At 46.9% G+C, this 25,047-nt stretch carries 24 protein-coding genes; 12 read left to right on the top strand and 12 right to left on the bottom strand.

Features of this window, described 5'->3' with window-relative positions:
• Positions 1 to 7 precede the first annotated feature (7 nt).
• The 3 genes from lpdA to mpl all read left to right on the top strand — a co-directional run bounded on the left by lpdA (position 8) and on the right by mpl (position 4,021).
• Positions 8 to 1,792: a dihydrolipoyl dehydrogenase gene (gene lpdA, locus O3681_RS01860; RefSeq protein ID WP_371459138.1), complete on the top strand. Its 1,785-nt coding sequence runs from the start codon at positions 8 to 10 to the stop codon at positions 1,790 to 1,792.
• A gap of 89 nt (positions 1,793 to 1,881) precedes the next feature.
• Complete coding sequence (locus tag O3681_RS01855) at positions 1,882 to 2,220, top strand: P-II family nitrogen regulator (RefSeq protein WP_070647098.1); 339 nt, start codon at positions 1,882 to 1,884, stop codon at positions 2,218 to 2,220.
• A gap of 412 nt (positions 2,221 to 2,632) precedes the next feature.
• Positions 2,633 to 4,021: a UDP-N-acetylmuramate:L-alanyl-gamma-D-glutamyl-meso-diaminopimelate ligase gene (gene mpl, locus O3681_RS01850; RefSeq protein WP_371459137.1), complete on the top strand. Its 1,389-nt coding sequence runs from the start codon at positions 2,633 to 2,635 to the stop codon at positions 4,019 to 4,021.
• A 143-nt stretch (positions 4,022 to 4,164) separates the two neighbouring features.
• Here mpl and O3681_RS01845 read toward each other — a convergent pair whose 3' ends face one another.
• From O3681_RS01845 to lon, 6 genes are all read right to left on the bottom strand, one after another.
• Complete coding sequence (locus O3681_RS01845) at positions 4,165 to 7,095, bottom strand: class I SAM-dependent DNA methyltransferase (protein ID WP_371459136.1); 2,931 nt, start codon at positions 7,093 to 7,095, stop codon at positions 4,165 to 4,167.
• 118 nt (positions 7,096 to 7,213) lie between these two features.
• Positions 7,214 to 7,342, bottom strand: coding sequence for a FeoB-associated Cys-rich membrane protein (locus O3681_RS01840; protein ID WP_082156001.1), 129 nt, complete (start codon positions 7,340 to 7,342; stop codon positions 7,214 to 7,216).
• Positions 7,339 to 9,207, bottom strand: a complete 1,869-nt coding sequence (locus tag O3681_RS01835) for a ferrous iron transporter B (protein WP_371459468.1) — start codon at positions 9,205 to 9,207, stop codon at positions 7,339 to 7,341. The genes O3681_RS01840 and O3681_RS01835 overlap by 4 nt, the downstream gene beginning before the upstream one ends.
• A gap of 27 nt (positions 9,208 to 9,234) precedes the next feature.
• Positions 9,235 to 9,504: a FeoA family protein gene (locus O3681_RS01830; protein ID WP_070591254.1), complete on the bottom strand. Its 270-nt coding sequence runs from the start codon at positions 9,502 to 9,504 to the stop codon at positions 9,235 to 9,237.
• Between the two features lie 351 nt (positions 9,505 to 9,855).
• Positions 9,856 to 10,125: an HU family DNA-binding protein gene (locus tag O3681_RS01825; protein WP_003683413.1), complete on the bottom strand. Its 270-nt coding sequence runs from the start codon at positions 10,123 to 10,125 to the stop codon at positions 9,856 to 9,858.
• Positions 10,126 to 10,310: 185 nt separating this feature from the next.
• Complete coding sequence (lon, locus tag O3681_RS01820) at positions 10,311 to 12,770, bottom strand: endopeptidase La (protein ID WP_371459135.1); 2,460 nt, start codon at positions 12,768 to 12,770, stop codon at positions 10,311 to 10,313.
• Between the two features lie 213 nt (positions 12,771 to 12,983).
• Between lon and O3681_RS01815 the strand changes: the two genes are divergently transcribed.
• The 7 genes from O3681_RS01815 to O3681_RS01785 all read left to right on the top strand — a co-directional run bounded on the left by O3681_RS01815 (position 12,984) and on the right by O3681_RS01785 (position 18,576).
• Positions 12,984 to 13,259 (top strand): YbeD family protein, encoded by a 276-nt coding sequence (locus O3681_RS01815; RefSeq protein WP_049328369.1) that lies wholly within the window; start codon positions 12,984 to 12,986, stop codon positions 13,257 to 13,259.
• Positions 13,259 to 13,861: a lipoyl(octanoyl) transferase LipB gene (lipB, locus tag O3681_RS01810; protein WP_049352317.1), complete on the top strand. Its 603-nt coding sequence runs from the start codon at positions 13,259 to 13,261 to the stop codon at positions 13,859 to 13,861. The genes O3681_RS01815 and lipB overlap by 1 nt, the downstream gene beginning before the upstream one ends.
• A gap of 129 nt (positions 13,862 to 13,990) precedes the next feature.
• Positions 13,991 to 14,974, top strand: a complete 984-nt coding sequence (gene lipA, locus O3681_RS01805) for a lipoyl synthase (protein WP_003683323.1) — start codon at positions 13,991 to 13,993, stop codon at positions 14,972 to 14,974.
• Positions 14,975 to 15,299: 325 nt separating this feature from the next.
• Positions 15,300 to 15,953 (top strand): hypothetical protein, encoded by a 654-nt coding sequence (locus O3681_RS01800; RefSeq protein WP_107723198.1) that lies wholly within the window; start codon positions 15,300 to 15,302, stop codon positions 15,951 to 15,953.
• On the top strand, positions 15,950 to 17,209 hold the full coding sequence (locus tag O3681_RS01795; protein ID WP_107723197.1) for a lipase: 1,260 nt from the start codon (positions 15,950 to 15,952) through the stop codon (positions 17,207 to 17,209). The genes O3681_RS01800 and O3681_RS01795 overlap by 4 nt, the downstream gene beginning before the upstream one ends.
• 9 nt (positions 17,210 to 17,218) lie before the next feature.
• The gene (locus tag O3681_RS01790; RefSeq protein WP_107723196.1) at positions 17,219 to 17,743 is read left to right on the top strand and encodes a hypothetical protein; all 525 of its coding nucleotides are present in this window, start codon (positions 17,219 to 17,221) and stop codon (positions 17,741 to 17,743) included.
• Between the two features lie 302 nt (positions 17,744 to 18,045).
• Positions 18,046 to 18,576, top strand: coding sequence for a hypothetical protein (locus O3681_RS01785; RefSeq protein ID WP_107723195.1), 531 nt, complete (start codon positions 18,046 to 18,048; stop codon positions 18,574 to 18,576).
• Between the two features lie 193 nt (positions 18,577 to 18,769).
• Here O3681_RS01785 and hemB read toward each other — a convergent pair whose 3' ends face one another.
• The 5 genes from hemB to ybaK all read right to left on the bottom strand — a co-directional run bounded on the left by hemB (position 18,770) and on the right by ybaK (position 22,639).
• Entirely contained in the window at positions 18,770 to 19,771 is a 1,002-nt protein-coding gene (hemB, locus tag O3681_RS01780) for a porphobilinogen synthase (RefSeq protein WP_107723194.1), read from the bottom strand.
• A 32-nt stretch (positions 19,772 to 19,803) separates the two neighbouring features.
• Positions 19,804 to 20,514, bottom strand: coding sequence for a hypothetical protein (locus tag O3681_RS01775; RefSeq protein ID WP_107723193.1), 711 nt, complete (start codon positions 20,512 to 20,514; stop codon positions 19,804 to 19,806).
• Between the two features lie 160 nt (positions 20,515 to 20,674).
• Complete coding sequence (locus tag O3681_RS01770) at positions 20,675 to 21,547, bottom strand: DMT family transporter (RefSeq protein WP_107723192.1); 873 nt, start codon at positions 21,545 to 21,547, stop codon at positions 20,675 to 20,677.
• 3 nt (positions 21,548 to 21,550) lie between these two features.
• The gene (locus O3681_RS01765) at positions 21,551 to 22,138 is read right to left on the bottom strand and encodes a DnaJ domain-containing protein (RefSeq protein WP_371459134.1); all 588 of its coding nucleotides are present in this window, start codon (positions 22,136 to 22,138) and stop codon (positions 21,551 to 21,553) included.
• Between the two features lie 15 nt (positions 22,139 to 22,153).
• A complete protein-coding gene (ybaK, locus tag O3681_RS01760) occupies positions 22,154 to 22,639 on the bottom strand; it encodes a Cys-tRNA(Pro) deacylase (protein WP_107723190.1) in 486 nt (161 codons plus the stop codon).
• Positions 22,640 to 22,738: 99 nt separating this feature from the next.
• On the opposite strand from ybaK, the gene O3681_RS01755 reads away from it, so the two are divergent.
• Together O3681_RS01755 and ttcA are read left to right on the top strand one after the other, a co-directional pair.
• A complete protein-coding gene (locus tag O3681_RS01755) occupies positions 22,739 to 23,092 on the top strand; it encodes a RidA family protein (protein WP_003683286.1) in 354 nt (117 codons plus the stop codon).
• Between the two features lie 128 nt (positions 23,093 to 23,220).
• Positions 23,221 to 24,180, top strand: a complete 960-nt coding sequence (ttcA, locus tag O3681_RS01750) for a tRNA 2-thiocytidine(32) synthetase TtcA (protein WP_004519719.1) — start codon at positions 23,221 to 23,223, stop codon at positions 24,178 to 24,180.
• A 90-nt stretch (positions 24,181 to 24,270) separates the two neighbouring features.
• On the opposite strand, the gene O3681_RS01745 is transcribed toward ttcA, so the two are convergent.
• Positions 24,271 to 24,891: a TetR/AcrR family transcriptional regulator gene (locus O3681_RS01745; protein WP_371459133.1), complete on the bottom strand. Its 621-nt coding sequence runs from the start codon at positions 24,889 to 24,891 to the stop codon at positions 24,271 to 24,273.
• Between the last annotated feature and the right edge of the window lie 156 nt (positions 24,892 to 25,047).

The following is a 25,047-nucleotide window of genomic DNA, read 5'->3' as shown; positions in this document are numbered from 1 at the left end:
ATTAGACATGAGCTTAGTTGAATTGAAAGTGCCCGACATTGGCGGTCACGAAAATGTAGATATTATTGCGGTTGAAGTAAATGTGGGCGATACCATTGCTGTGGACGATACCCTGATTACTTTGGAAACCGATAAAGCGACTATGGACGTACCTGCCGAAGTTGCAGGCGTAGTCAAAGAAGTTAAAGTTAAAGTGGGCGACAAAATCTCTGAAGGCGGTTTGATTGTTGTCGTTGAGGCCGAAGGTGCAGCTGCTGCTCCTAAAGCCGAAGCGCCTACTGCTCCTGCACAAGAAGCCCCTAAAGCAGCCGCTCCTGCCCCTCAAGCTGCTCAATTCGGCGGATCTGCCGATGCCGAATACGACGTAGTCGTATTGGGTGGTGGCCCTGGCGGTTATTCTGCTGCATTTGCCGCTGCTGACGAAGGCTTGAAAGTTGCTATCGTTGAACGTTACAAAACTTTGGGCGGCGTTTGCTTGAACGTCGGCTGTATCCCTTCAAAAGCTCTGTTGCACAATGCTGCCGTTATCGATGAAGTACGCCACTTGGCTGCCAACGGTATCAAATACCCTGAGCCTGAACTCGATATCGACATGCTGCGCGGCTACAAAGACGGCGTGGTTTCCCGCTTGACTACCGGTTTGGCCGGTATGGCGAAAGGCCGCAAAGTAGACATTATCCAAGGTGATGGCCAATTCTTAGACCCGCACCACTTGGAAGTTTCGCTGACGACCAGCGAAGTGTACGAACAAGCGACTCCTACCGGCGAGAAAAAAATCGTTGCCTTCAAAAACTGTATCATTGCAGCAGGCAGCCGCGTAACCAAACTGCCTTTCATCCCTGAAGATCCACGCATCATCGATTCCAGCGGCGCTTTGGCTCTGAAAGAAGTACCGGGCAAACTGCTGATTATCGGCGGCGGTATTATCGGTCTCGAAATGGGTACGGTTTACAGCACTCTTGGTTCTCGCCTGGATGTGGTTGAAATGATGGACGGCCTGATGCAAGGCGCAGACCGCGACTTGGTTAAAGTATGGCAAAAACAAAACGAATACCGTTTTGACAACATCATGATTAACACCAAAACTGTTGCTGTTGAGCCTAAAGAAGACGGCGTTTACGTTACTTTTGAAGGCGCAAATGCGCCTAAAGAGCCACAACGTTACGATGCCGTACTCGTAGCTGCCGGTCGTGCACCAAACGGCAAACTCATCAGCGCTGAAAAAGCCGGTGTTGCCGTGACTGACCGTGGCTTCATCGAAGTGGACAAACAAATGCGCACCAATGTGCCGCACATCTACGCTATCGGCGATATCGTCGGTCAACCGATGTTGGCACACAAAGCCGTTCACGAAGGTCACGTTGCCGCTGAAAACTGTGCCGGCCACAAAGCCTACTTCGACGCGCGCGTTATTCCGGGCGTTGCCTACACTTCTCCTGAAGTGGCATGGGTTGGCGAAACCGAATTGTCTGCCAAAGCCTCCGGCCGCAAAATCACCAAAGCCAACTTCCCATGGGCTGCTTCCGGCCGTGCGATTGCCAACGGTTGCGACAATGGTTTCACTAAGCTGATTTTTGATGCTGAAACCGGCCGCATCATCGGTGGCGGTATCGTTGGCCCTAACGGCGGCGATATGATCGGCGAAGTCTGCTTGGCCATCGAAATGGGCTGTGATGCAGCCGATATCGGTAAAACCATCCACCCACACCCAACCCTGGGCGAATCCATCGGTATGGCTGCGGAAGTGGCATTGGGCGTATGTACCGACCTGCCTGCTCAGAAAAAGAAATAAGTTCACTCAAATAAAATTTGAACGAACTTGATGGAACAAAGGCCGTCTGAATGTTTCAGACGGCCTTTTCGCAAATAAGGAGACTCAATATGAAAAAAATCGAAGCTATTATCAAACCTTTCAAACTTGACGATGTACGCGAAACCCTGACTGAAATCGGCATTACCGGCATGACTGTCAGCGAAGTCAAAGGTTTCGGCCGCCAAAAAGGCCATACGGAAATTTATCGCGGCGCGGAATACGCGGTTGATTTCCTGCCCAAAGTAAAAATCGAATTGGTATTGGCTGACGATAAAGTCGATCAAGCTGTTGATGCCATCTTGGAAACCGCGCATTCCGGCAAAATCGGGGACGGTAAAATCTTCATTTATCCGGTTGAAGAAGCCATCCGTATCCGTACCGGAGAACGCTCAGAAGCAGCACTTTAATAGAAATCGCAAAACACAGGATACAAATGCCGTCTGAAAAAAGTCATGACTTGTTTTAATCAAGACTTATTTCTCAGACGGCATTATTTTAATAACAACAACCATCCATTTTCTAAAGTCTATCCAAATAAACCAGTTACCGAAAACCTCACGCTATCAAGCATGGAGGAGTTCGAGGCAATGCTTCACCTGACCTTCGTGAACAACTTTACCGTATCAAATAACTCTTTCCAAAGCAGGGCTAACCCCAATCCCATACTTGCAAAACCTCAATGCCCTCCTTTTAAAATCAAGTTCCTCGTATTTGTTTCCTATTCTTATTGTTGTCTAACTTTTCAGACGACCCCTTTCTTTATCCAAACTCCGTTATAATGACTGCTTTAAAATTAATTTATCCAAAGACAGTCTTATCATGAAACACATCCACATTATCGGTATCGGCGGCACATTTATGGGCGGCGTAGCGGCTATTGCCAAAGAAGCAGGTTTTAAAGTCAGCGGTTGCGACGCAAAGATGTATCCGCCGATGAGTACCCAGCTTGAAGCCTTGGGCATAGACGTACACGAAGGTTTTGATGCCGCTCAATTGGACAAATTTAAAGCCGATATTTACGTTATCGGTAATGTTGCCAAACGCGGCATGGATGTGATTGAAGCCATTTTGAATAAAGGCCTGCCTTACATTTCCGGCCCGCAATGGCTGGCTGAAAACGTATTACACCAGCACTGGGTACTCGGCGTAGCCGGAACACACGGCAAAACGACCACAGCCTCCATGCTGGCATGGGTCTTGGAATATGCTGGTCTCGCACCAGGCTTCCTGATTGGCGGCGTACCGGAAAACTTCAGCGTTTCCGCCCGTCTGCCGCAAACTCCGCGCCAAGACCCTAACTCAAAATCCCCATTCTTCGTTATCGAAGCCGACGAATACGATACCGCCTTTTTTGACAAACGCTCCAAATTCGTACACTACCGTCCGCGTACCGCCATTTTGAACAATCTGGAATTTGATCACGCCGATATTTTTGCCGATTTGGGCGCCATTCAAACCCAATTCCATCATTTGGTACGCACCGTGCCGTCTGAAGGCCTCATCGTCTGCAACGGCCAGCAGCAAAGCCTGCAAGATACTTTGGACAAAGGCTGCTGGACGCCCGTAGAAAAATTCGGTACCGAACAAGGCTGGCAGGTTGGGACCGTCCATGCCGACGGCTCGTTCGACGTACGCCATCATGGCGAAACAGTCGGACACGTCGCGTGGGAACTGATGGGCGAACACAACCGCATGAACGCACTCGCCGTTATCTCCGCTGCACGCCATGCCGGAGTCGATATTCAGACGGCCTGCGAAGCTTTAAGTGCATTTAAAAATGTCAAACGCCGTATGGAAATCAAAGGCACGGTAAACGGCATCACTGTTTACGACGACTTCGCCCACCACCCGACCGCCATCGAAACCACCATTGAAGGTCTGCGTCAACGTGTCGGTGATGCTCGCATCCTCGCCGTCCTCGAGCCTCGTTCCAATACCATGAAACTCGGTACCATGAAAGCCGCCCTGCCTGCAAGCTTAAACGATGCCGACCAAGTGTTCTGCTACGCCGGCGGCGTAGACTGGAACGTTGCCGAAGCCCTCGCGCCTTTAGGCAGCAAGCTGCATGTGGGCAAAGACTTCGATGCCTTTGTTGCCGAAATCGTGAAAAATACCGAAGCAGGGGACCATATTTTGGTCATGAGCAACGGCGGTTTCGGCGGAATACACGGAAAGCTGCTGGAAGCGTTGAAAAGAGGGTTTATTTAAAGTTTTGAATGATTGAGGCCGTCTGAAAACCGGAATTTGGTTTTCAGACGGCCTTTTGGTTGTGAAGTAATGAGATGGGGAAAAACCGATATTTCCGGCGAATCAGGCTTGGTTATAAACCAAGCCGGATTTGCCGTTTGCCTTTATTTGGATTTTTTGGGCGGCTTGGTGTTTTCGCTTTCTATTGCCTTTCGGTATAGATCAAACAGGAAGGCGACGCGTTCTGCCTCATCGTCGGTGTTTTTGCCTTTTTTGTAGCCGTAGGCTTTATCGACGGCTTTGTCGAGGGCGGCGTGGGCTTTGACGAGGTCGGGATAGCCTGCGTCGGGCGCGTAGAGTTCGGCGAGCGTAGGAGGAGGCAGATCGTTGGCAAGCGCATCGGCATGGTATTTCTCGCGAATGTCAAGGATGGCTTGGGCAGCAGCTTCGATGGCGGAACGGAGGGGATTGTTTTCAGACGGCCTTGGCGTTTTACCTTTTTTGCCCGAAGCTTCCTGACAGGCAGTTTCGTCATCATCAGGTTTACAGCAGCTTTCTGGGAAGGGAAAGTTGTTGTACACGACTGTATTAGAGTAGCGATAATCGCTTTTCAGACGGCCTGCAACGGTACGCATAAAGGCATTGTGCATGGTTGAGCAGAGGATGCCGAAGTGGAAAAGGCTGGCGTTTGGAAGGGTAAAATTTGCGTTGCTGTTTATCATAATATGAGAAACATAATCAATGGGTACGAAATGACGTCTTTCAGAAGAGGTACTCGGAATAATCAGATAATTGCCGTCTGAAGGCTGGCGGATTTCATCGAAAAGCCATGGGGTAGCCGCTTTTTTCTGCGTGGAGGCTTTACTGCTGGCTTCGCGCATGGCTTTGACCGCCTGAATACGGGCTTGAACTTGGGGCATCTGTTTCAGGTCGTGGTTGCGTTTGACGTCGGATACGCCGTGAAACCACAGGCACCAACGGGTTTTGCCGTTGAGGAATTCCTCGGCGCCGATAAAGGGGCGGATGTATTGTTTTGCCAAAGGTTCATCAGCAATTAAGGCTTCTTTTTCATCGGAGGAAAGGATAAGGTTGCCACCGTCGGTCGGCTTATTACCATAAAGCATTTCAATTTCTCCGCTGATTTGGATTTTGCGCTTGGCAATAATCAAATCGGGCGCATCAATCAGATAAGGATTGATGTTGGCTACGGCGTTTTTTACGGGTTCGCCTTTGATGTCGGGATAGTCGTAGAGGTATTTGGGCAGAGCGGGATTTGCCGAAGCGTTTGCGCCGCCGTTTTCAGACGACGTTTGCGGTTTGCGGCTGAAGCCGACGATGATGCAATGGACGGCGGCTTTGCCTGCGGCTTGGCTCGTCCATTGGAAGGTACGGTGGGCAAAGTTGATTTCGATGCCTTGGTTCAAAAGGCTGCCCCAAAGGATTTCGACCTGCTGGCCTTGGCAGATGGAATTGGTGGAGACAAATGCCGTCTGAACTTGGGGATTCTGCGCCATGATGCCGGCGGCTTTGACATACCAGTTGCAGACGTAATCCAACAGGCCGTAGCCTTTAATATGGCCGCAGATGCTTTCAAGGTCGTTTTTCTGCTCTTTGGTTTGGTAGGTCGAGCCGATAAAGGGCGGATTGCCGAAGATGTAGTCCGCCGCCTGCCAGGGTGTCCGAAGGCTGTTGGCGTGGATGATTTCGGCGGCATCTTCGAGCGGCAGCGTATGGCAGGCGACTTCGCCGTCGAAGCGGATTTGCGTGCGGATGTTGCATTGGTGGTTTTTGAGCCACATGGCAGTACGGGCGATAAGAACGGCAAATTCGTCTATTTCGATGCCGTGGAATTGTTTCAGACGGCATTGGACGGACGGGCTGTCGAATAAGCCGCCTGCTTTGTCTTTGAGGGCTTCGGCGATGATGTCGTCTTCAAGGGCGCGGATGCGGTCGTAGGCAACGATAAGGAAATTGCCGCAGCCGCAGGCCGGGTCGAGGAATTGCAGGTTTTGGATTTTTTGGTAGAAGGCGGCGAGCTTTTTGGCTTTGTCGCGTTTGAGGGCTTTGACGGCTTCAAATTCGGCGCGCAGGTTTTCTAAAAAAAGGCCGTTGATGACTTTGTCGATGTTGGCGGCTTCGGTGTAGTGTGCGCCCGCTTCGCGTCGCTCTTGCGCGTCCATGACGGATTGGAAGAGCGTGCCGAAGATTTCTGGACTGATGTTGCGCCAGTCGAAATTGCCGCAGTCGATTAAGGCGCGGTGCTGCTTGGCAGTGAAGTCGAAAGTGCGCAGGCGTTCTTTGAAAAGACCGCCGTTGACGTATTCGAAACCTTTAAATTTTTCGCTTTGGGTCTTGCTGCGCTTTTGGTCGGGTGTGTTGAGAAATTCAAAGAGTTGATTGAGCTTGTCGCCGAGCGTATCGGCCTCTTTGCAGCTTTCTAAAAAGTCTTGAAAGAGGTAGTTGCGCTGGAAAACAGCGCTGTCGTCGGCAAAAAAGAGGAAAAGCAGGCGCGTGATGAAGAGCCTGAGTTCGTGTTCTTCATAAATGCCTTCTTCCTGCAAGGCATCGTGTAGTCTGCCAATCGCCGTCGCCGCTTGAATGTTGGCTTCTTCTTGAATTTGGCGAACTTTGGCTTCGATGCCGAACATGAAGTCAAAAACGCCGCGCGTAATGTATTCGGGCAATGCTTCCAACGGAAATTGCCATTGGTTTTCTACGCCTTCTTTAGGCTCGCGACGATAAAGGTGGAAATGGGCAAAATCGCTGACGGCGTAATATTCAGGTAAGGCAGACGGCTTGGTGCGCTCGATTTCCTGCAAATAACGCTCCGCCTGTTCTTTGGCTTTGGCTAGGTTTTTGTTGGCGGATTTGTGTTCTGCCAGGAAGATGCCTTCCCAAAAGACATCGACAAATTGGGTGTTGTTGCTCGGGTCTTTAACGGCATATTCGAAGTGGACGACGTTTTTGCGGTCAATGCCGAAAATCGCAAAAAATTCATTCCAAAAGGTGTCTTTTTCACGGCGTTCATCGGTTTGGTTTTTATAGTGGTCGGCGAAATTTTGTGCAGCGCTTTGGAGTTGGAGCAAGGTTTTCATGACTTTATGGAATGAATGTATTGTGTAAATGGATGGGGCGTTATTATAACGGTTTGCGTTAAAAAGGTCGTCTGAAACCTCTTTTCAGACGACCTTTCTTCTTTCTGGTTATCAATATTTAACCGCAACCGCCGCATTTGCCGCAGCCGCTGCTGCAGTCGCGTTTTTTCGGTTTGAACACGAATTTTCGCAAGAGGAAGAATACGCAAGTGAGCATAATCAAGCCGACGATAATATATTGAGTCATGACGATAGTATCCTTGAAGAAAGTTGGTAAACCACGAATGCGGCAAAATAAGCCATCAGGAACAAATAGCCTGTAATCATAAGCATATTTTTCGTGGATTTGGTTTCGCGTTTAATTACGGCCAAAGTCGCGGCACACATCGGAGCATACACATACCAAGCCAAGAAGGCAAAGGCAGTAGGCAGGCCCCAGTTGTTGTGTATGATAGGAATCAGTGCGTTTTGTACCGCATCTTCAGACGATGCGCTGACGGCGTAAACGGTACCCAAAGCGGCAACGACCACTTCGCGCGCGGCAATACCCGGAATCATGGCGATACACATTTCCCAAGTAAAGCCTAAAGGTGCAAAAAACGGCTGAATAGCATGACCAAGCGTACCTGCCAAGCTGTAATCGATGGCTGCACCGGTCGCGCCAGCAGGCGGTTGCGGCCAGCTTACCAAGCCCCACAGAACCACGGCCAACGCAAAAATGATGGTACCCGCGCGTTTCAAGAAGGCTTTTACCCTATCCCACAAGCTGGTCATGATGTGTTTGAAGTTAGGCGTACGGAAAGTCGGCAATTCCATCAAAAGTGGGAATTGTTGCACATTGCCTTTCATCCGCGCCAAGCGTTTCATGATATACGCTGCCAATGCGGCCGACAGAATGCCTACGATATAAAGAATAAACAATGTCAGGCCTTGCAGGTTGAAAATCCCACCCACCGTACGGTCAGGAATGACGGCGGCGATAATCAGCGCATACACCGGCAAACGTGCGGAACAAGTCAGCAACGGCGCAACCGCGATGGTAACAAGGCGTTCGCGCGGGTCGTTAATGGTACGCGCCGACATCACGGCAGGAACGGCACAGGCAAAGCTGGACAAAAGGGGAATAAACGAACGGCCGGACAAACCGCTTTTTGCCATGATGTTATCCAGCAGGAAGGCTGCACGCGGCAGATAGCCTGAGTCTTCCAATAGCAGGATAAAGGCAAACAAAATCGTAATCTGAGGCAGGAACACCAACACGCTGCCCAAACCGGCAATGACGCCGTTGACCAGCAAATCGTTGAGGATGCCCGGTTCCATATTCGCGCCTATCCATTCTCCCAGTGCGGTAAAACCACCTTCAATGGCGTCCATAATCGGTGCCGCCCAAGTGTATACCGCTTGGAACACCATAAACAGGATCACCAGCAGCATAATCATGCCCCAGACGGGGTGCAGCACGATGTCGTCGAGTTTTTTGTGCCATGCGGGCAGCGTCATCTGGGTGCGTACCACTTGTGCCAAAATCGATTCGACTTCTTGATAAAGTTTGTCGCTATCCAGCGCATCGAGCGTGCGTTCGGCAGAGGCGGGGTTTGCGGGAAAAGAGCGTTTGCGCGGCAGCTTCGCCACGGCTTCGCGTACAGCCTGTACGCCCGACGCGCTCACTGCAACTGTTTCCAAAACAGGTGCATCCAACAACTCGCTCAGTTTGGCTGCGTCGATATTCAAGCCCCTTTTGCGGGCCACGTCGCTCAAATTCAGCGACACCACCATAGGCAGTCCCAGCGTTTTCAGTTCCAAAATCATGCGCAGGGTCATACGCAGGTTGGTCGCGTCGGCAACGGCAATAATGGCATCGGGCGGAATGCCCATCTTGCCTACCATTACATCTTTCGCCACCGCTTCGTCGGGGCTGGTCGTGCGTAGGCTGTATGTGCCCGGCAGGTCGATAATGCGGACGGCCTCGTCGTCGAGAAAGGCGCCCTCGCGCTTATCGACAGTTACGCCCGGATAATTGGCAACCTTGGCATGTGAGCCGGTCAAACCGTTGAACAAAACGGTTTTGCCGCAGTTTGGCGCGCCAATCAAGGCAAAATAGCTTAGTTCCATCATTTTTCCTTATTCTTTCAGACGGCCTTAAACGGCCTCAACGATACGACACATAATCTTCCCGGCCTCTTCCAACCGCAGGGAAAATTGGGATTGATTGCCCAAGCGTACTGCAAACGGTCCTCTTCCAAAACCGCCCACGGCAATCACTTGCAACGGCATTCCGCTGGAAAAACCCAAATCCGCAAGACGACGGGTTACCAAGGTATCCAAATCACCAAAAACAGGATTGGAAACGATGGAATCAATATGTACGACTGCGCCTTTTTTCAGGCGCGACAAAGGAACAGCAGACATAAGCCTCTCTTTTCTTTTTGTTTTAAAAATAGATTATTGAAAAAACGTGAGAAGTATGATGAATGTGTAGCACATTTGAAAGATTGTTTACGAATGGCTATTTGCCCCTTCTTTCGATAAGTGCGGTTTGTTTTGAATACTGTTATTGTTTCCCTTAATGATAAGGTATATCAATATAAAAATCAAATGTAACAAGATAAACTAAAAAGGCTAAAATCCTTTTATCATTAGGATTTCAGCCTTTTTATGCACTCAACAAACTAAAGGCCGTCTGAAAACTTTCAGATGGCCTTCAAAATAAAAAACCGAATCAAATCGGTTTTTTATTCCCATTCAGGGAAAGACTCTAAATTACAGAGCGTCTTTCAATGCTTTACCGGCACGGAATTTAGGAGTTTTAGCAGCAGCAATAGTCAAAGGCTCGCCAGTTTTAGGGTTGCGGCCTTGACGTTCAGCGCGTTCGCCGACGTAGAAAGTACCGAAACCGACCAGAGTAACAGTGTCGCCGTTTTTCAATGCGTTGGTTACGGCATTAGTAGTAGCATCCAAAGCTTTTTGCGCAGCAGATTTGGAAATGCCGGCTTCTTGAGCAATTGCTTCGATCAATTCAGACTTGTTCACAATTAGTCCCTTCCTATCGTAAAAAATGATGAAATGCCCGAATACTCGGGGCTTAAGCACTTTTAAAGCACATACGCACTTTATAGCAATTCTGAAATTATCATGTCAAGTAAAAGATGTGGAATTGCCCTATTTTTGTGGCATTCAGGGCAAAACCACATTTTTTGCAACATCAGACGGCCAACTTAATGCTTGGTTGCTTTTGTCCTTGACTTCGCCTTAGAAGTTTGCGGGGTCTCGGCAACCGTCAATTCAGCCGCCCATTGCTCAGGCTGAGTTTCCAAGCCCAAAGCCAACACTTCATCAATCCATTTGACCGGATGAATGGTCAGACCGGTTTTGACATTTTCAGGGATTTCTTCCAAATCTTTGACGTTGTCTTTTGGAATCAATACATGCTTGATCCCGCCGCGCAAAGCAGCCAGCAGTTTTTCTTTCAAACCGCCGATCGGCAAGACTTCTCCACGCAAAGTGATTTCGCCGGTCATCGCCACGTCTGCACGCACCGGAATTTTGGTAAAGGCAGAAACCATCGCCAAAGTCATGGCGATACCTGCGCTCGGACCGTCTTTCGGTGTCGCACCTTCAGGCACATGGACGTGAATGTCTTTTTTCTCGTAAAAATCAGGAGCCAGACCCACTGCTTCAGCACGGGAACGGACAACCGACCATGCGGCCGATACCGATTCTTTCATGACATCGCCCAGTTGGCCGGTACATTGAATCGTACCTTTGCCCGGCAATGCAACTGCCTCAACAGTCAACAACTCACCACCGACTTCCGTCCAAGCCAAACCAGTTACCTGACCGATACGGTTTTCGCTTTCGGCCACACCATAGTCGAAACGGCGTACGCCCAGATAATCATGCAAATTTTTCTCAGTAACTTTAATCGCTTTAGGCTTGGCCTTGCTTACTGTTTTGGATTTGGACGCTTTTTTCTTGTCCTCATTCAAGGTAACCTGCATTACCACTTTACGGCAAATTTTGGCAATTTCACGATCCAACGAGCGGACACCGGCCTCGCGGGTGTAGTAACGGATAATATCGCGCACCGCACTTTCATCAACCACCAACTCGCCCTCTTTTACACCATTGCGCTTCATTTGTTTCGGCACAAGGTATTGCATGGCGATATTGATTTTTTCGTCTTCCGTATAACCGGACAGACGGATAATTTCCATACGGTCAAGCAGCGGAGTCGGGATATTCAAGCTGTTTGAAGTGGCAATAAACATCACATCACTCAAATCATAATCGACTTCGGCATAGTGGTCAGCAAACTTGTTGTTTTGCTCAGGATCCAACACCTCAAGCAATGCACTGGCCGGATCGCCACGGAAATCGCTACCCATCTTGTCGATTTCATCAAGCAGGAATAATGGGTTTTTCACACCTGCTTTCGCCATATTTTGCAGGATTTTGCCCGGCATAGAGCCGATATAGGTACGGCGGTGACCGCGGATTTCACTTTCATCACGCACGCCGCCCAATGCCATACGCACATATTGTCGGCCTGTAGCTTTGGCAATCGATTCACCCAAGGAAGTTTTACCTACCCCCGGAGGGCCAACCAAACACAAAATCGGGCCTTTGAGCTTGTCCATACGTTTTTGAACGGCCAAATATTCCAAAATACGCTCTTTGACTTTTTCCAAACCATAATGGTCGGCATTCAAAATCAAATCAGCCTTGGCAATATCTTTGCTGACACGGGATTTTTTCTTCCACGGCAGCTCAAGCAAAGTATCGATATAGTTGCGCACGACGGTAGATTCCGCAGACATTGGCGGCATCATTTTCAGTTTTTTCAATTCAGACAGACATTTTTCTTCAGCCTCTTTGCTCATGCCTGCTTCTTTAATTTTGTTTTCCAACGCATCCAGTTCGCCGCGTTCGTCTTCTTCGCCCAATTCTTTCTGAATCGCTTTTACTTGCTCATTCAAGTAATACTCGCGTTGGGATTTTTCCATTTGACGTTTTACACGGCCACGAATACGCTTCTCAACCTGCATGATGTCGAGTTCGGCTTCCAACTGAGCCAGCAGAAATTCCAAACGCTCAACAATGCCGGCAGTCTCCAGCACATATTGACGCTGCTCCAATTTCAGCTGTAAATGCGCGGCAATGGTATCTGCAAGACGGCTGTTGTCATCGATACTACTGATGGTACTGATAACTTCGGCAGGGATTTTTTTGTTCAATTTCGCATATTGCTCAAATTGAGTCAGCAAGGTACGACGCAAGGCTTCAATTTCGGGATTGTCCTTGTCGCTGTTTTCATCAATCGCCTCAACATGGGATAAAAACAGTCCGCCTGTCTCGTCAACCGTCAATGCGCGCGCACGACGGATACCTTCTACCAACACTTTAACGGTGCCGTCAGGCAGCTTCAAAACCTGCAAAACTTGGGCAACCGTACCGGTCTGGTGCAAATCTTCAGCTTTAGGGTCTTCTGTATTAGGGTCAAGCTGGGCCAACAGGAAAACTGGATCATCATTGGCCATTGCCGCCTCAAGGGCCGCAATCGATTTAGGACGACCGACGAACAGCGGCAATACCATATGCGGATACACCACGACATCGCGTAAAGGCAAGGTAGCCAGCGCACTGTATTCCTCGAAATATTTGTCTTTTGTCGGCATAGTTAGAAATCTCAATCATTGTTAAATCAGAATGTAGCTCAAAATTGGGCTGAAGCGCTGCATTTCAAGACTTGAAAACAGCTTATCCGCACCTATTTTCGAAAACATCATTTTTAATAGCCCGATATGGACGTTTACGATAAAATATATCGGATTTCGGGCCGTCTGAAAACTTTTCAGACGGCCCGAGCAAACCAAACAAGGCAATAAACCATGACAGACTCAACTGAAAAAAAATCATTAATTGAATTCCCTTGCACCTTTCCTGTAAAAGTCATGGGCGCGGTTCATCCGGAATTTGAATCCGCCATCTTGGAAACTGTGCGCAAACATGCTCCCGATACCGAGCCGCACCACATTACTACGCGCCCAAGCAGCAAAGGCAACTACACCAGCGCAACCGTCAAAGTAAATGTCGACAACCAAGAGCAGCTCGACAATATCTACCGCGACCTGACTTCACACGAATTGGTAAAAGTGGTGCTGTAATGAAAATCGTGCACAAAGGCTTGGTCGATTACCTGCCGACTTTCGAAGCCATGAAGGCATTTAATGCCTCGCGTGACGAAAACACCGAAGACGAATTATGGGTGGTCGAACATCCGCCCGTATTCACCCAGGGCTTGGCCGGAAAACCCGAACACCTCCTCATCCGCGACGATATACCCGTTGTCCAAATTGACAGAGGTGGTCAAATTACTTATCACGGCCCCGGCCAACTGGTCGTCTATACGATGATCAATTTCAAACGCCGTAAGACCAGTGTGCGCCATATTGTTTCCGCACTTGAAAACAGCATCATCGCCACCTTGGCAGAATACGGCATCGAAGCAGCAGCCGATCCCAAACGCCCCGGCGTTTATGTCGGCGAGCGTAAAATCGCTTCCCTGGGCCTGCGTATCAAAGACGGCTCCGTTTACCACGGCTTGGCGCTTAACGTGAACATGGATTTAAGTCCGTTTACCCATATCAACCCCTGCGGTTATGCCGGTATGGAAATGACCCAAATTGCCGACTACGTCTCTCCGGCACCCAGTTTGGCAGAAGTTTCAGACAAACTGACCAAGCATTTACAAAAAGAGCTGGCATAAGGCCGTCTGAAAATATTCAGCTCCAACACCATCTTTTAACTACCCCTCTGAACCCACAAGCCCTTAGGCTATAAAGGCCGCAATCAGCTTTTCAGACGGCCTTTATAACGACAGAAAGAACACATCACCATGAGTGAAGAAGTAAAAAACGACCCAAAACGCGGCATCAAACTGAAAGGCGCAGATAAAACTGCACGCATTCCGATTAAAGTTGTTCCATTGGAACAAAAATTGAAAAAGCCCGAATGGATCCGTGCCAAATTACCGGGCAAGAAATTCTTTGAAATCAAAAACATTCTTCGCGAACAAAAAATGCATACTGTATGCGAAGAAGCATCTTGTCCAAATATCAGCGAATGCTTTACCAAGGGTACGGCCACATTCATGATTATGGGCGATATTTGTACCCGACGCTGCCCATTCTGTGACGTTGGCCATGGCCGCCCCAACATGTTGGATCCTGACGAGCCTAAACACTTGGCCGAATCCGTCAAGTCCATGAACCTGCGCTATGTCGTGATCACTTCCGTCGACCGTGACGACCTGCGTGATGGCGGCGCACAACATTTCGCCGACTGCATCAAAGCCATCCGCGAAACCAGCCCGAATACCAAAATCGAAATCCTTGTTCCCGATTTCCGCGGCCGTCTGGACATCGCACTGGAAATCTTGGCAGAAACACCGCCCGATGTGATGAACCACAACTTGGAAACCCATCCAAGCCTGTATAAAAAAGCCCGTCCGGGTGCCAACTACCAACACTCCCTCGAGCTTCTGCGCCGCTACAAAGAAATGATGCCACATATCCCGACCAAATCCGGCATCATGGTCGGCTTGGGCGAAACAGACGAGGACGTGCGCGAAATCATGCGCGATATGCGTGCCAACAATATCGAAATGATTACCATCGGCCAATATCTGCAACCTTCAGACGGCCACCTGCCCGTCTTGCGCTATGTAACGCCCGACCAATTCAAAGTTTTTGAAAAAGAAGCATATGAATTGGGCTTTACCAATGCCGCCATCGGCGCAATGGTTCGCTCCAGCTACCATGCAGACGAGCAAGCAGCAGAAGCTTTGCGTGAAACCCACGGCGGGTGTAGCCACCACTAAGACGTAGTAAATAGTTAATACCTTGATAAAACAGCCTTTTCCTATCAATAGCCCAAAACTTTGTTTGAGTGCCGGCTATTGATAGGAAAAGGCTGTTTTATCAAGGTATCAGCATTTTATCTATACTCGATGAACCTATCATTATAAACAAGTGTGTCTACAAAACAATAATTTCCCATCAAAGGCTTCTTAAAAATGCCTTCTCCTAACGATAAAGAAATGTCCAAAATGATTAATATGTTGATTCACTAGTTTATTCGTGTAAAATAAAAAGCCATCTGCACCAGTCTTCGGACTATCCTCTCTATTCTAATAGGACAACCTAATGAAACCGATGACCGTATTATTGACTGCAACCCTGCTTTCAATTTCCAGCATAAGTGCTTGTAGTAATTCGGAGAACAGTATGAGTATTCAACAAGAGACAGAAGCCAAATTTCATTTAAATCCTCAGCCTAAACAGGCATACCGCCTCAAAATTAAAATTAATGATGCTCCAGGCCCCTTAAAACTCATGGGAAAGATGGGTGTTGGCTATAAAGCTGAGGATTGTACATACATTATCAATAAAATTGAAGGAGCTCCCGCCCATCCTGAAAAAAATGTACAGTTTGATATCCATCAAATCAATGAGTTTGAATATGAATCCATTGTATATGCAGATGCTGTTTTAAATGAAGACTACTTTGGCGACGGAGTTTGTCATTGGAACCCTGAAGGATTTGGTTTTTCACTATCAGCAACGGGTAAACCGGAAGAAACTAGATTCAATTTTAGCGATATATTGGAAAAGCTACTGAGTAAAAAAACACTGACACAATATTACTGGAAATGGACATATCCCTTTTCAAAAAAAGAAGATGGTACTCTTTATACTGATTCTGTTCATTATGGCATAGTGTCACCTGAACTGTATGATGCAGAAAAACATAAAGAAATGTTCAGTATTACTGTCTCTCTGGAGGAAATTCAACCATGAGTAAAATTACTAGACAACAACATGCCGATTTGGCTGTAGATGCTTATATCACACGCTCCGTTACCAAAGGAAATGAAACTATTAGAATCGGAGGTAATGAATATAAAGTGGCTGCTGTATGGAATAATCCGAAAACTGGATATTATGGTGCTGTATATCAAGATGTCCGTACCAATGACTTTATCGCTGCCCATAGAGGAACCGCGATCAGTCTTAAGGATTTGAGTGATGGGTATACAGACTTAAAAATGGTTACCCGAAGTATGAATAATCAATCAGCCGATGCAGAAAAACTAACACGCATGGCTATTTCAAAAGCAGAAGAATTTCATAGTAAAAACCCATATCTACCCAAACCTTCTGTTACTCATACCGGACACTCACTCGGTGGGACACACGTTCAAATTCAAACATACCGCTTTGGCCATGAAGGAGTAACCTTTAATGCATATGGCGCTGTCCGTATGCATGGTGTACGACAGGGTAATGGTGATGTGATCAATTACGTTAAAGCCGCAGATGCCGTCTCTTCTGCTAATCCGCATTACGGCAAAGTTATCATTCTAGCCGAACAAGACGACCTTGCCCCATTAAAAAAATCTGGCTATAACAATAAAAGCAATACGTCTGCTTACCATGCGGTGACTGCAGCAGCAAGATCATATAAAGCTCACTCATCTGATCATTTTGTGGGTAAAGATTCGATCCTTTCTGAACATAATTACACTCGTGCTCGCCAACTAGCGGAAGCAAATAAATTTATGATTTCAGACTATCGAGGTGATGTAGCTACCGCAAAAACTTTATTTGCTGCAGCCAGTTTTGCGAATGCCAATCTTTTCGAAAAAATGAAAATCATACGTAACATGACAGAAAAATTTGATAGAGATCAGGAAAAGATTAAGGAGTTTATTAATAGTGCGCCTACTCCAAAATCTATATTCGATAGTCGGTCAATGCATCTTATGCAAGATAAGGGTAAACATCCTCATAGCGATAAAACTATTTATGCTGATGCAAATAAACTTGATCTTAGCAAACCTTTAGCTTCAAATGCTTCCTCTAAAGAATTCCGTGAATACGGTTTTGCAGCATTATTAGCAGACGACAAAACAATGCAACATTCGCTAGACAGTCTACTTGCTTCCAACATTAATCGAGGTTTACAACAAAATACGGAAAAAATGTTTCAGGAGCAGGAAAGTATGAGATTGGCTGAAGAGCAATCAAGGGCTTCAGGTATATCCCGAAGCTAAGGAAAGCATATGGATCTGGACCAAAAAATTGATTATCTGACTGATAATATTATTGCTTTAGCTGGGCAAACAGAAAAGCGGGCAAAAAATGCTGAACTATTAATTTCACAAGCATTCCAAGAATTGAATACAGCAACTACCGATTTGAACCGCTCAGCAGATACAATTAAGCAAACAGCCGCAGAAGAAGTACATCGTGGTTTAAATCAGTCAGTAGATAAATTTACCGAAAGGATGGAGACAAGTGGAAGATGGTTGCTCGAAAATTCTCGTGAAATTGAAAAACAGCAGCAGCAATCAGCTAAAAATTTAAAATATTTGGTAATAGCATCAATCACTCTATTTTGCCTAACTGCTCTATTATGTTTAGGTACAATAGTTTATTCTATTCAACTGGCTAATACCCAGATAAAACGTATAGAATGGGTTGAGGAAATTAATAAAGCTATTGATAATGGTAAACTGATGCGATGTGGAGAGGATGGAGGTATTTGCACCAGAATAAAAGGTAAGTCAATCCGATTGGATCAATAAGTCTATGCCTGGGCAAAAACTCTACCCAACAGCTGAGATCCAAATACAGGATTTCAGCTGTTTTTGTTCCAAATCTCCCCTTTATTTCCCCTTTTCCTCCTTGAATATTCGATAATTGGACATTCGGATCACCTTCTAGGCTACTTAGTCTGAAAAATCAGTAGGCTATTTTTCAGACGACCTTTATTTGGTCAAAATTACTATACAAGATTTTTTTAGATTTTCAAAAAATAAACCTTAGTCAGGCTCTAAAGAAAACTAAAAATTCAATCCACCGATATTTATAATGAATTGAGAAAAAAATGGGATTTATCCTTTTCCTCCTAATGGGTCTATGCTTAGTTGCAGCTGTCATTGCCTTTATCAGGCTTGCTGGATTCTACTCTAAGAAGCAGCTTGAAAAACAAGTTATTTTCTATGGTGTATTACTATCCATATTCCTACAGACCTTTATTTTTTTGAAATACGTCCGCATAAAAGAATATTGGGCATTTGATCCACTATTTACACAAATGAATTATCTATTTTTTAAACCATTTGTGCTTTCAATAGTTATCGTTCCTCTTGAGTTTGAGAAACTGTCCAAATTAAGCAAAATCGTCCTATCCGGCGTGATATGCGGTGCTGCTTTTTACTACTTGGCGTTCCCACCTTTCATGACATTACTGTATTTCATTATTGCTGTGGCTTTGGCTTTTACAAAAACTCAATATGCTCAATTTTTAAATAAGATTATTCTGATAAGCATCGTATCTTCATTAATACTGTCGTTCGTTACCATGCCGTTGCTTGAAAACGTATTGGAAGCCTTAAGTATCAGACGATATTATTAAAAACAAACCATAAATTTCAAAATTGCATAATTTGAAATTCAGTAACTTAGATTTCAATTAATCTATTAATAACTATACATTTTTCCGTATCAAGGCCGTCTGAAATATAATGATTGAGCCAATCTTAAGTAATACAAAAAAGCGACTAAACAGGATAAACACTGTTTGCCGCTTTTTGATTTATTTCTTTATTTTACTTCTTCAACAATTTTGCCGCTTCAATCGCATAGTAAGTTAAAATACCATCAGCACCGGCGCGTTTGAATGCCAACAGGCTTTCCAAAATGGTTTTTTCGCCATCCAGCCAACCGTTTTGAATGGCAGCCTGAAGCATGGCATATTCGCCGGAAACTTGGTAAGCATAAGTCGGTACGCCGAACTCGTCTTTAACTCGGCGGACAACATCCAGATACGGCAGACCCGGTTTTACCATTACCATGTCTGCGCCCTCTTGAATATCCAATGCTACTTCGTGCAAGGCTTCGTTAGTGTTTGCAGGATCCATTTGGTAGGTTTTCTTGTCTGCCTTACCCAAATTGCCGGAGCTGCCGACAGCATCGCGGAACGGGCCGTAGAATGCTGAAGCATATTTTGCCGAATACGCCATGATGCGCGCATGGATATGTCCGGCATCTTCTAAGGCTTCGCGGATGGCAAGAATACGTCCGTCCATCATGTCGGATGGGGCAATGACTTGTGCGCCTGCATCGGCATGACACAAAGCCTGTTTTACCAAAACTTCAATGGTTTCATCGTTGAGGACATAGCCATTTTCATCGGTTAAACCGTCTTGGCCGTGAATGGTATAGGGATCCAAGGCAACGTCGGTCATGATACCCAGCTCTGGGAATTTCTCGCGCAGGGTTCGTACCACTGTCGGCACCAAGCCTTCAGGGTTATAAGCTTCCTCCGCAAACTCGGTTTTGTTTTGCGTTACCACAGGAAACAAAGCCAGCATAGGAATGCCGAGCTTCAGTGCTTCTTCAGCGGTAAACAACAATTTGTCCAAACTTTGGCGTTTGACACCCGGCATGGATGGGACTGCCTCTTCCTGATTCTGGCCTTCCAATACAAAAACTGGATAGATTAAATCATCTGCCGTCAAAGTATGCTCGCGCATCAGACGACGTGAAAAATCGTCTTTACGCATACGGCGCATACGGGTGTTTGAGACATAACGCGGAGGGAAATTCATAACAATTGCCTTTCAATAATGAAGTCTTAAAATCAGTCTTCGACTTGACGTATGGCTTTGACCGAACGTTTGATTTCGCTGAGCGTACCGGTTTTATAACTATTACGTTCCTGCTCGGTCATGCCGTTTTGATCCAATTTGGCGATATTTTTCAATGCCTCGGCATATTGGCCGTCTGAAAGTTTTTCCTGTTTGATGCGCCAACGGTTGTTCACTTCGGAAGCCGTCCATAAGCCTACTTTGTTGTAGTAGAACAAAATGCTTGCCGCCAGCGTCTTCATATCGCTGTCGGGTTTGGCACTGCCGATACTGCGGCCGATACGGTTGTTTCGCTGATCGACTGCCTGGTCGGCAAGGTAACGGCTGAAGTAGTCGTCTTTACCTTCTCGCAACTCCATATCCGTCAGGCGCGCATTACCTGCTTTTTCGGCAATAATGCTGTCGAATTTAGAAGCAATCGCCGCCTGCCATAATGCTTGGCGTACGGCATTGACCTGTGTTCCCCTGCTGTCGCCGTTTGCTTTGTCGTCCAAACCTGTACGCTCGGCAAAGCGTGTGGCATTACTGGTCATATTGATTAAGCCTTCGTCTTCCATGCCGATAACTTGGGCAGCTACGGGATGGTTAAGCGCAAATTGTGCCATTTTACTGCGGCGGCTTTGATCTTCCTGATACGATTGGCAACCGGACAATACCAGCATGCCGAAAACGGCGTATTGAATGTGTTTTTTAATATGTTTCATGATGTAACTATCGATATTATTGTGTGAGTTCAACTTCTTTGTTTAACATAGAAACGCCCGTAAGCGCAAAATAATTCCCATACGGCCAAATCGGCGCATGAATGGCTATTTTATAATAAAAATAAGGCCGTCTGAAAATTTTCAGACGGCATAAGTATTTTTAACCTACCAAGCTTCGAATTTGCGGCCAATAAAACAGACAGGCTATCGAGCAAATAGCAATACTGATACCAGCTGCATTAATGCTGCTGATTTTTTCTTTAAACATTGCCGCACCAATCAGCGTACCCAAAACAATCACGCCAATATTCATACCGGCAAAAACCAAAGTCGGATTATCCTTCATGATTTGGTGTGCCGAAATGTAGGTAACAATATTCAAAAAATTCAGGCAGCCTAAAATCATACCGCCCAAGATGCCCTCTTTGGTCCATTTGCTTCCTTTGGCAAACAGGTAGCCAAACATCAAGATACCAGCCAAACAAAACGCCACCAGCAAATTACCGGCAAACGCGGTACCGCTTTTCGCCACTTGTTTGAACAAAATATCGATGACGCCGTAGCCGCACCAAACGCCCAAAAGCAGCATCACTTGCGTACTGAGGCCGCCGGATTTCTTGCCGCCATCGCTTTTCCAAAGTAAGAAAAACAGTGCCGTAAATGCCAATACCAAACCAATCAGACGGTCTTCAGTCAACTGCTCATGGAAAAGCATGAATGAAGCGACAATCGGCAGAAACAGCGATAAGCGTTGTGCTGCGTCTGATTTGACGATACCTGCCGCATCTACCGATTTGCCCATAATGACAAACACGGTTGGCAGCAAAATACCCAAGGCCGCAAAAAGCCACCACGTCGGTAAAAATACCTGCGGATTGCTCAAATCAGGCTTTAACACCAGCATGGTCAAAGTGACGGCAACGATATAGTTCACCGCCACCGCCTGCTCGATATTGATTTTTTGCTTGCGCGCCACTTTCAGCAATACGGACACCAACACGCTGCAAACGATACTTGCCAATAAATATGCCATGCTTTAAAACCATCCTTGAGTGGAGACGGGCTTATCTTCATTCAGTTTAATCAGTCCGATGACTACACGGTAAATAAACCAAATGGCAGTTACCAACAAAATCAGCCAACCAATTAAGATCAGTGTAGTAAAAGTTCCCAAAACCGTACCCACTAAAGACACCCAAAATGTCTTAATCAAATAATCGATATGACTGGCGTAAATACTGCCTTGAGCCTCATCGCGTTTAACATACGCCATAATCACACCGACAACGGGGGTAAACAAAATCAATAAGCCCACAGCATATGTAACATAAGCAATAAAAACATAGTTTTTTACGTCAGAGCTGGGCGTGTTGACCACATTTGTCGCTGTATCATTGAAGCTGTTGTCTTTAACTTCCTGACGTTCGTACTGCATAGCCGCATCATAAGCCAAACGTTTTTCCGGATGAGACAATACTTCAAACGCCTGTCCGATGGCTTTGAAACGCTCCGCATCTTTCTGAATATCCGGATTGGTCACCAATTTGCCATAAGCCTCGCGGATAACGTTGATATCAGCATCCTGAGACACACCCAAGATTTCGTATAAATTCACTTGTTCCATCTATATTCCCCTCCTTTACGCGTCCACTGCAACATGAACATCTTGCGGATTAAGCGTCCGCAGGTTTTCAGGCTTCATGCCTACGATAAACCCACGTTTTCCGCCATTGATAAAAATCTCGTCTAAAACCCAAATGCTTTCTTCCACATAAACCGGCAACGCGGTTTTCATACCGAACGGAGACGTCCCACCGACCAAATATCCTGTCCATTTCGCTGCCTGATCCGCCGTTGCCGGCTCGATGTGTTTCAAGCCCAGTTCGCGCGCCAGATTGCGGGTGGAAATATGTTTGTCGCCATGCATTAAAACAACCAAGCCTTTTTTATGCTCATCCTGCAAGACAATCGTTTTGATGACTTGATGCTCGGGCTTGCCCGTACATTCGGCAAAACGCGCTGTACCGCCATGTTCTTCATACGCATAAACATAAGGGACAAAATCGATTTTCTTACTGCGTAAAAAGCGCACTGCCTGCGTAACCGGATATTCTGCTTTACTCATGGGTTGTTTTCTGCCATCCTTTTCAGACGGCCCCTCTTAAATGTGGAACGTAAACAGTCGCAATGTTACCATACCTTCTTTTTGAAATCAGGAGACAACATGGACATCCGCTATCTTGGTGCAAGCAAACGCTATTCAGAAGCCGTCGTAGCCAACGGCTTGGTTTTCCTCTCCGGCATGGTTCCGGAAAATCCTGAAGCCGATGCCAAAGCGCAGACTGAAAATGTTTTGGCGCAAATCGATTCGTGGCTCGCGCAATGCCAATCCGATAAAGCCCATATTTTAGAAGCCACCATCTATCTGCCCGATATGAACGACTACGCCGCCATGAACGAAGCCTGGGATGCATGGACAGCCCCTGAACGCGCTCCGGCCCGCGCCTGCGTGGAAGCGAAACTGGCTTCGCCCGACTGGAAGGTTGAAATCAAAATCACCGCCCTTCAAATCAAATAAAACACAATCCTCAGGCCGTCTGAAAACGCAGCTTCAACCAAGTAAGCGCAGTTTTTCAGACGGCCTTTATTCTTTTGCGGTACAATACCGCCCTTAAATTTTTCTATTATTTCAAAGCACAAACAGCCATGTCCAAAAAAACCAAGCAAGAATTAGAAAACAACAAACTCAGCAAACGCCTGCGCCACGCCGTCGGCGATGCCATTAACGATTTCAACATGATCGAACCGGGCGACAAAATCATGGTCTGCCTTTCCGGCGGCAAAGACAGCTACGCCCTTTTAGACATTCTGCGCCAGCTTCAAGCCAGTGCGCCGATTGATTTTGAACTGGTCGCCGTCAATCTCGACCAAAAACAGCCGGGCTTCCCTGAAGAAGTATTGCCGACCTATCTCGAAAGCATCGGCGTTCCCTACAAAATCGTTGAAGAAGACACCTACTCCACCGTTAAACGCGTATTGGACGAAGGCAAAACGACTTGTTCGCTGTGCAGCCGCCTGCGCCGCGGCATCCTCTACCGCACCGCAAAAGAATTGGGCTGCACCAAAATCGCCTTGGGACACCACCGCGACGACATCCTCGCTACCATGTTCCTGAATATGTTTTACGGCGGCAAACTCAAAGCCATGCCGCCCAAGCTAGTGAGCGACAATGGCGAACACATTGTCATCCGTCCTCTGGCGTATGTCAAAGAGAAGGACTTGATCAAATACGCCGAGCTGAAGCAATTCCCAATTATTCCATGCAACCTCTGTGGCTCTCAGCCCAACCTGCAACGCCAAGTCATCGGCGACATGCTGCGCGATTGGGACAAACGCTTCCCCGGCCGTATCGAATCGATGTTCTCCGCCCTGCAAAACGTTGTTCCATCGCATTTGGCCGATACCGAACTCTTTGACTTTGTCGGCTTGGAACGCGGTCAGAGCCTGAAACATGGTGGCGACTTAGCGTTTGACAGCGAAAAAATGCCGGAACGTTTCTCCGACGGTAGCGAAGAAGACGAAAGCGAAATCAAAATCGAGCCGCAAAAAGCCGAACGCAAAGTCATCAATATTCTGGCAAACAAACCTAAAACCTGCGGTTTATAATTCCATTTAATTTTCAGACGGCCTTTCGGTAGCTATTTACCGAAAGGCCGTCTGAATATTCATATTTAAAATTTTTCTATTCTTTTTTATCTATTCTTTCCCTGACAAACCGTGCAGCAACAATCCCAATACGTCTTGCGGCAGCTTTTGCGGCGCGGCGGCATAAAGCGCGGTCAGTTGAGGATGGCGCATCAATATATCCGCCTGACGGATGAACAGGTCGATGAGTTCCACCGGCAAATCGGGCTGAATCAGGCGGCGTTGTTGCAGGGTGTGGAAGAAACCGCGCATAAAGGCGTATTTTTCTTCGTTCAATTCGTGGAAAAACCGCTCCAGCTCTAAATCGGTATTCTCTTCGATGTCGCGCAGGAAAACGGCGGAATAAAGCTCTTCAAATGATTGTTTTTGCAGGGAAAACACAGCCTCGGCAGCTTCGCGCAAGCTGCATTGCCGTTTAAGCAGATTTTCAAATTCGGCACGGACGTAGTTTTTCTGCTCGGTAACGATTGCCTGCAAGAGTGCGTTTTTACCGCTGTAATATTTGTAAAAAGTGACGCGGCTGACGGCGGCCTCGGTGCAGATTCCGCCCACGGATACGGCGGAAAAACCGTGTTCGCGGAACAGGCGGCGGGCGGTGTCGGCGATGGTTTGTTGTTTGCTGGCAGTCATGACGGTAAGAAGATTTTGATTTTGTTCATAAAGGTTTTTCATTAAAGTTATCCGCAAGTCGGATGCTTATCATATTTCCCCACGGCGGCAATGGCAATATGGCGGCTTTCAGACGACCTCTTTCCTTATCCCTCCGCTCCGCCCTACGAATGAGGGCTATCGGATGCTTAGCAGGCCAAATTCATGAAGATTACAGAA

It is taken from the genome of Neisseria sp. 27098_8_158 (assembly GCF_041433145.1).
In the GTDB taxonomy this organism is placed as follows: Bacteria; Pseudomonadota; Gammaproteobacteria; order Burkholderiales; family Neisseriaceae; genus Neisseria; species Neisseria subflava_E.
The sequence above is the reverse complement of the archived record's forward strand: the minus strand, read 5'-3'. Positions and strand labels throughout refer to the sequence as shown.

Coding starts and splice junctions, on each gene's coding strand:
- O3681_RS01765 (WP_371459134.1), bottom strand. CDS start 22,138: ATGGAACAAGTGAATTTATACGAAATCTTGGGTGTGTCTCAGGATGCT.
- ttcA (WP_004519719.1), top strand. CDS start 23,221: ATGTCCAAAAAAACCAAGCAAGAATTAGAAAACAACAAACTCAGCAAA.
- O3681_RS01840 (WP_082156001.1), bottom strand. CDS start 7,342: ATGACTCAATATATTATCGTCGGCTTGATTATGCTCACTTGCGTATTC.
- lipB (WP_049352317.1), top strand. CDS start 13,259: ATGAAAATCGTGCACAAAGGCTTGGTCGATTACCTGCCGACTTTCGAA.
- lpdA (WP_371459138.1), top strand. CDS start 8: ATGAGCTTAGTTGAATTGAAAGTGCCCGACATTGGCGGTCACGAAAAT.
- O3681_RS01845 (WP_371459136.1), bottom strand. CDS start 7,095: ATGAAAACCTTGCTCCAACTCCAAAGCGCTGCACAAAATTTCGCCGAC.
- O3681_RS01855 (WP_070647098.1), top strand. CDS start 1,882: ATGAAAAAAATCGAAGCTATTATCAAACCTTTCAAACTTGACGATGTA.
- lon (WP_371459135.1), bottom strand. CDS start 12,770: ATGCCGACAAAAGACAAATATTTCGAGGAATACAGTGCGCTGGCTACC.
- ybaK (WP_107723190.1), bottom strand. CDS start 22,639: ATGAGTAAAGCAGAATATCCGGTTACGCAGGCAGTGCGCTTTTTACGC.
- lipA (WP_003683323.1), top strand. CDS start 13,991: ATGAGTGAAGAAGTAAAAAACGACCCAAAACGCGGCATCAAACTGAAA.
- O3681_RS01815 (WP_049328369.1), top strand. CDS start 12,984: ATGACAGACTCAACTGAAAAAAAATCATTAATTGAATTCCCTTGCACC.
- O3681_RS01745 (WP_371459133.1), bottom strand. CDS start 24,891: ATGAAAAACCTTTATGAACAAAATCAAAATCTTCTTACCGTCATGACT.
- mpl (WP_371459137.1), top strand. CDS start 2,633: ATGAAACACATCCACATTATCGGTATCGGCGGCACATTTATGGGCGGC.
- O3681_RS01785 (WP_107723195.1), top strand. CDS start 18,046: ATGGGATTTATCCTTTTCCTCCTAATGGGTCTATGCTTAGTTGCAGCT.
- hemB (WP_107723194.1), bottom strand. CDS start 19,771: ATGAATTTCCCTCCGCGTTATGTCTCAAACACCCGTATGCGCCGTATG.
- O3681_RS01770 (WP_107723192.1), bottom strand. CDS start 21,547: ATGGCATATTTATTGGCAAGTATCGTTTGCAGCGTGTTGGTGTCCGTA.
- O3681_RS01830 (WP_070591254.1), bottom strand. CDS start 9,504: ATGTCTGCTGTTCCTTTGTCGCGCCTGAAAAAAGGCGCAGTCGTACAT.
- O3681_RS01800 (WP_107723198.1), top strand. CDS start 15,300: ATGAAACCGATGACCGTATTATTGACTGCAACCCTGCTTTCAATTTCC.
- O3681_RS01835 (WP_371459468.1), bottom strand. CDS start 9,207: ATGGAACTAAGCTATTTTGCCTTGATTGGCGCGCCAAACTGCGGCAAA.
- O3681_RS01755 (WP_003683286.1), top strand. CDS start 22,739: ATGGACATCCGCTATCTTGGTGCAAGCAAACGCTATTCAGAAGCCGTC.
- O3681_RS01795 (WP_107723197.1), top strand. CDS start 15,950: ATGAGTAAAATTACTAGACAACAACATGCCGATTTGGCTGTAGATGCT.
- O3681_RS01790 (WP_107723196.1), top strand. CDS start 17,219: ATGGATCTGGACCAAAAAATTGATTATCTGACTGATAATATTATTGCT.
- O3681_RS01775 (WP_107723193.1), bottom strand. CDS start 20,514: ATGAAACATATTAAAAAACACATTCAATACGCCGTTTTCGGCATGCTG.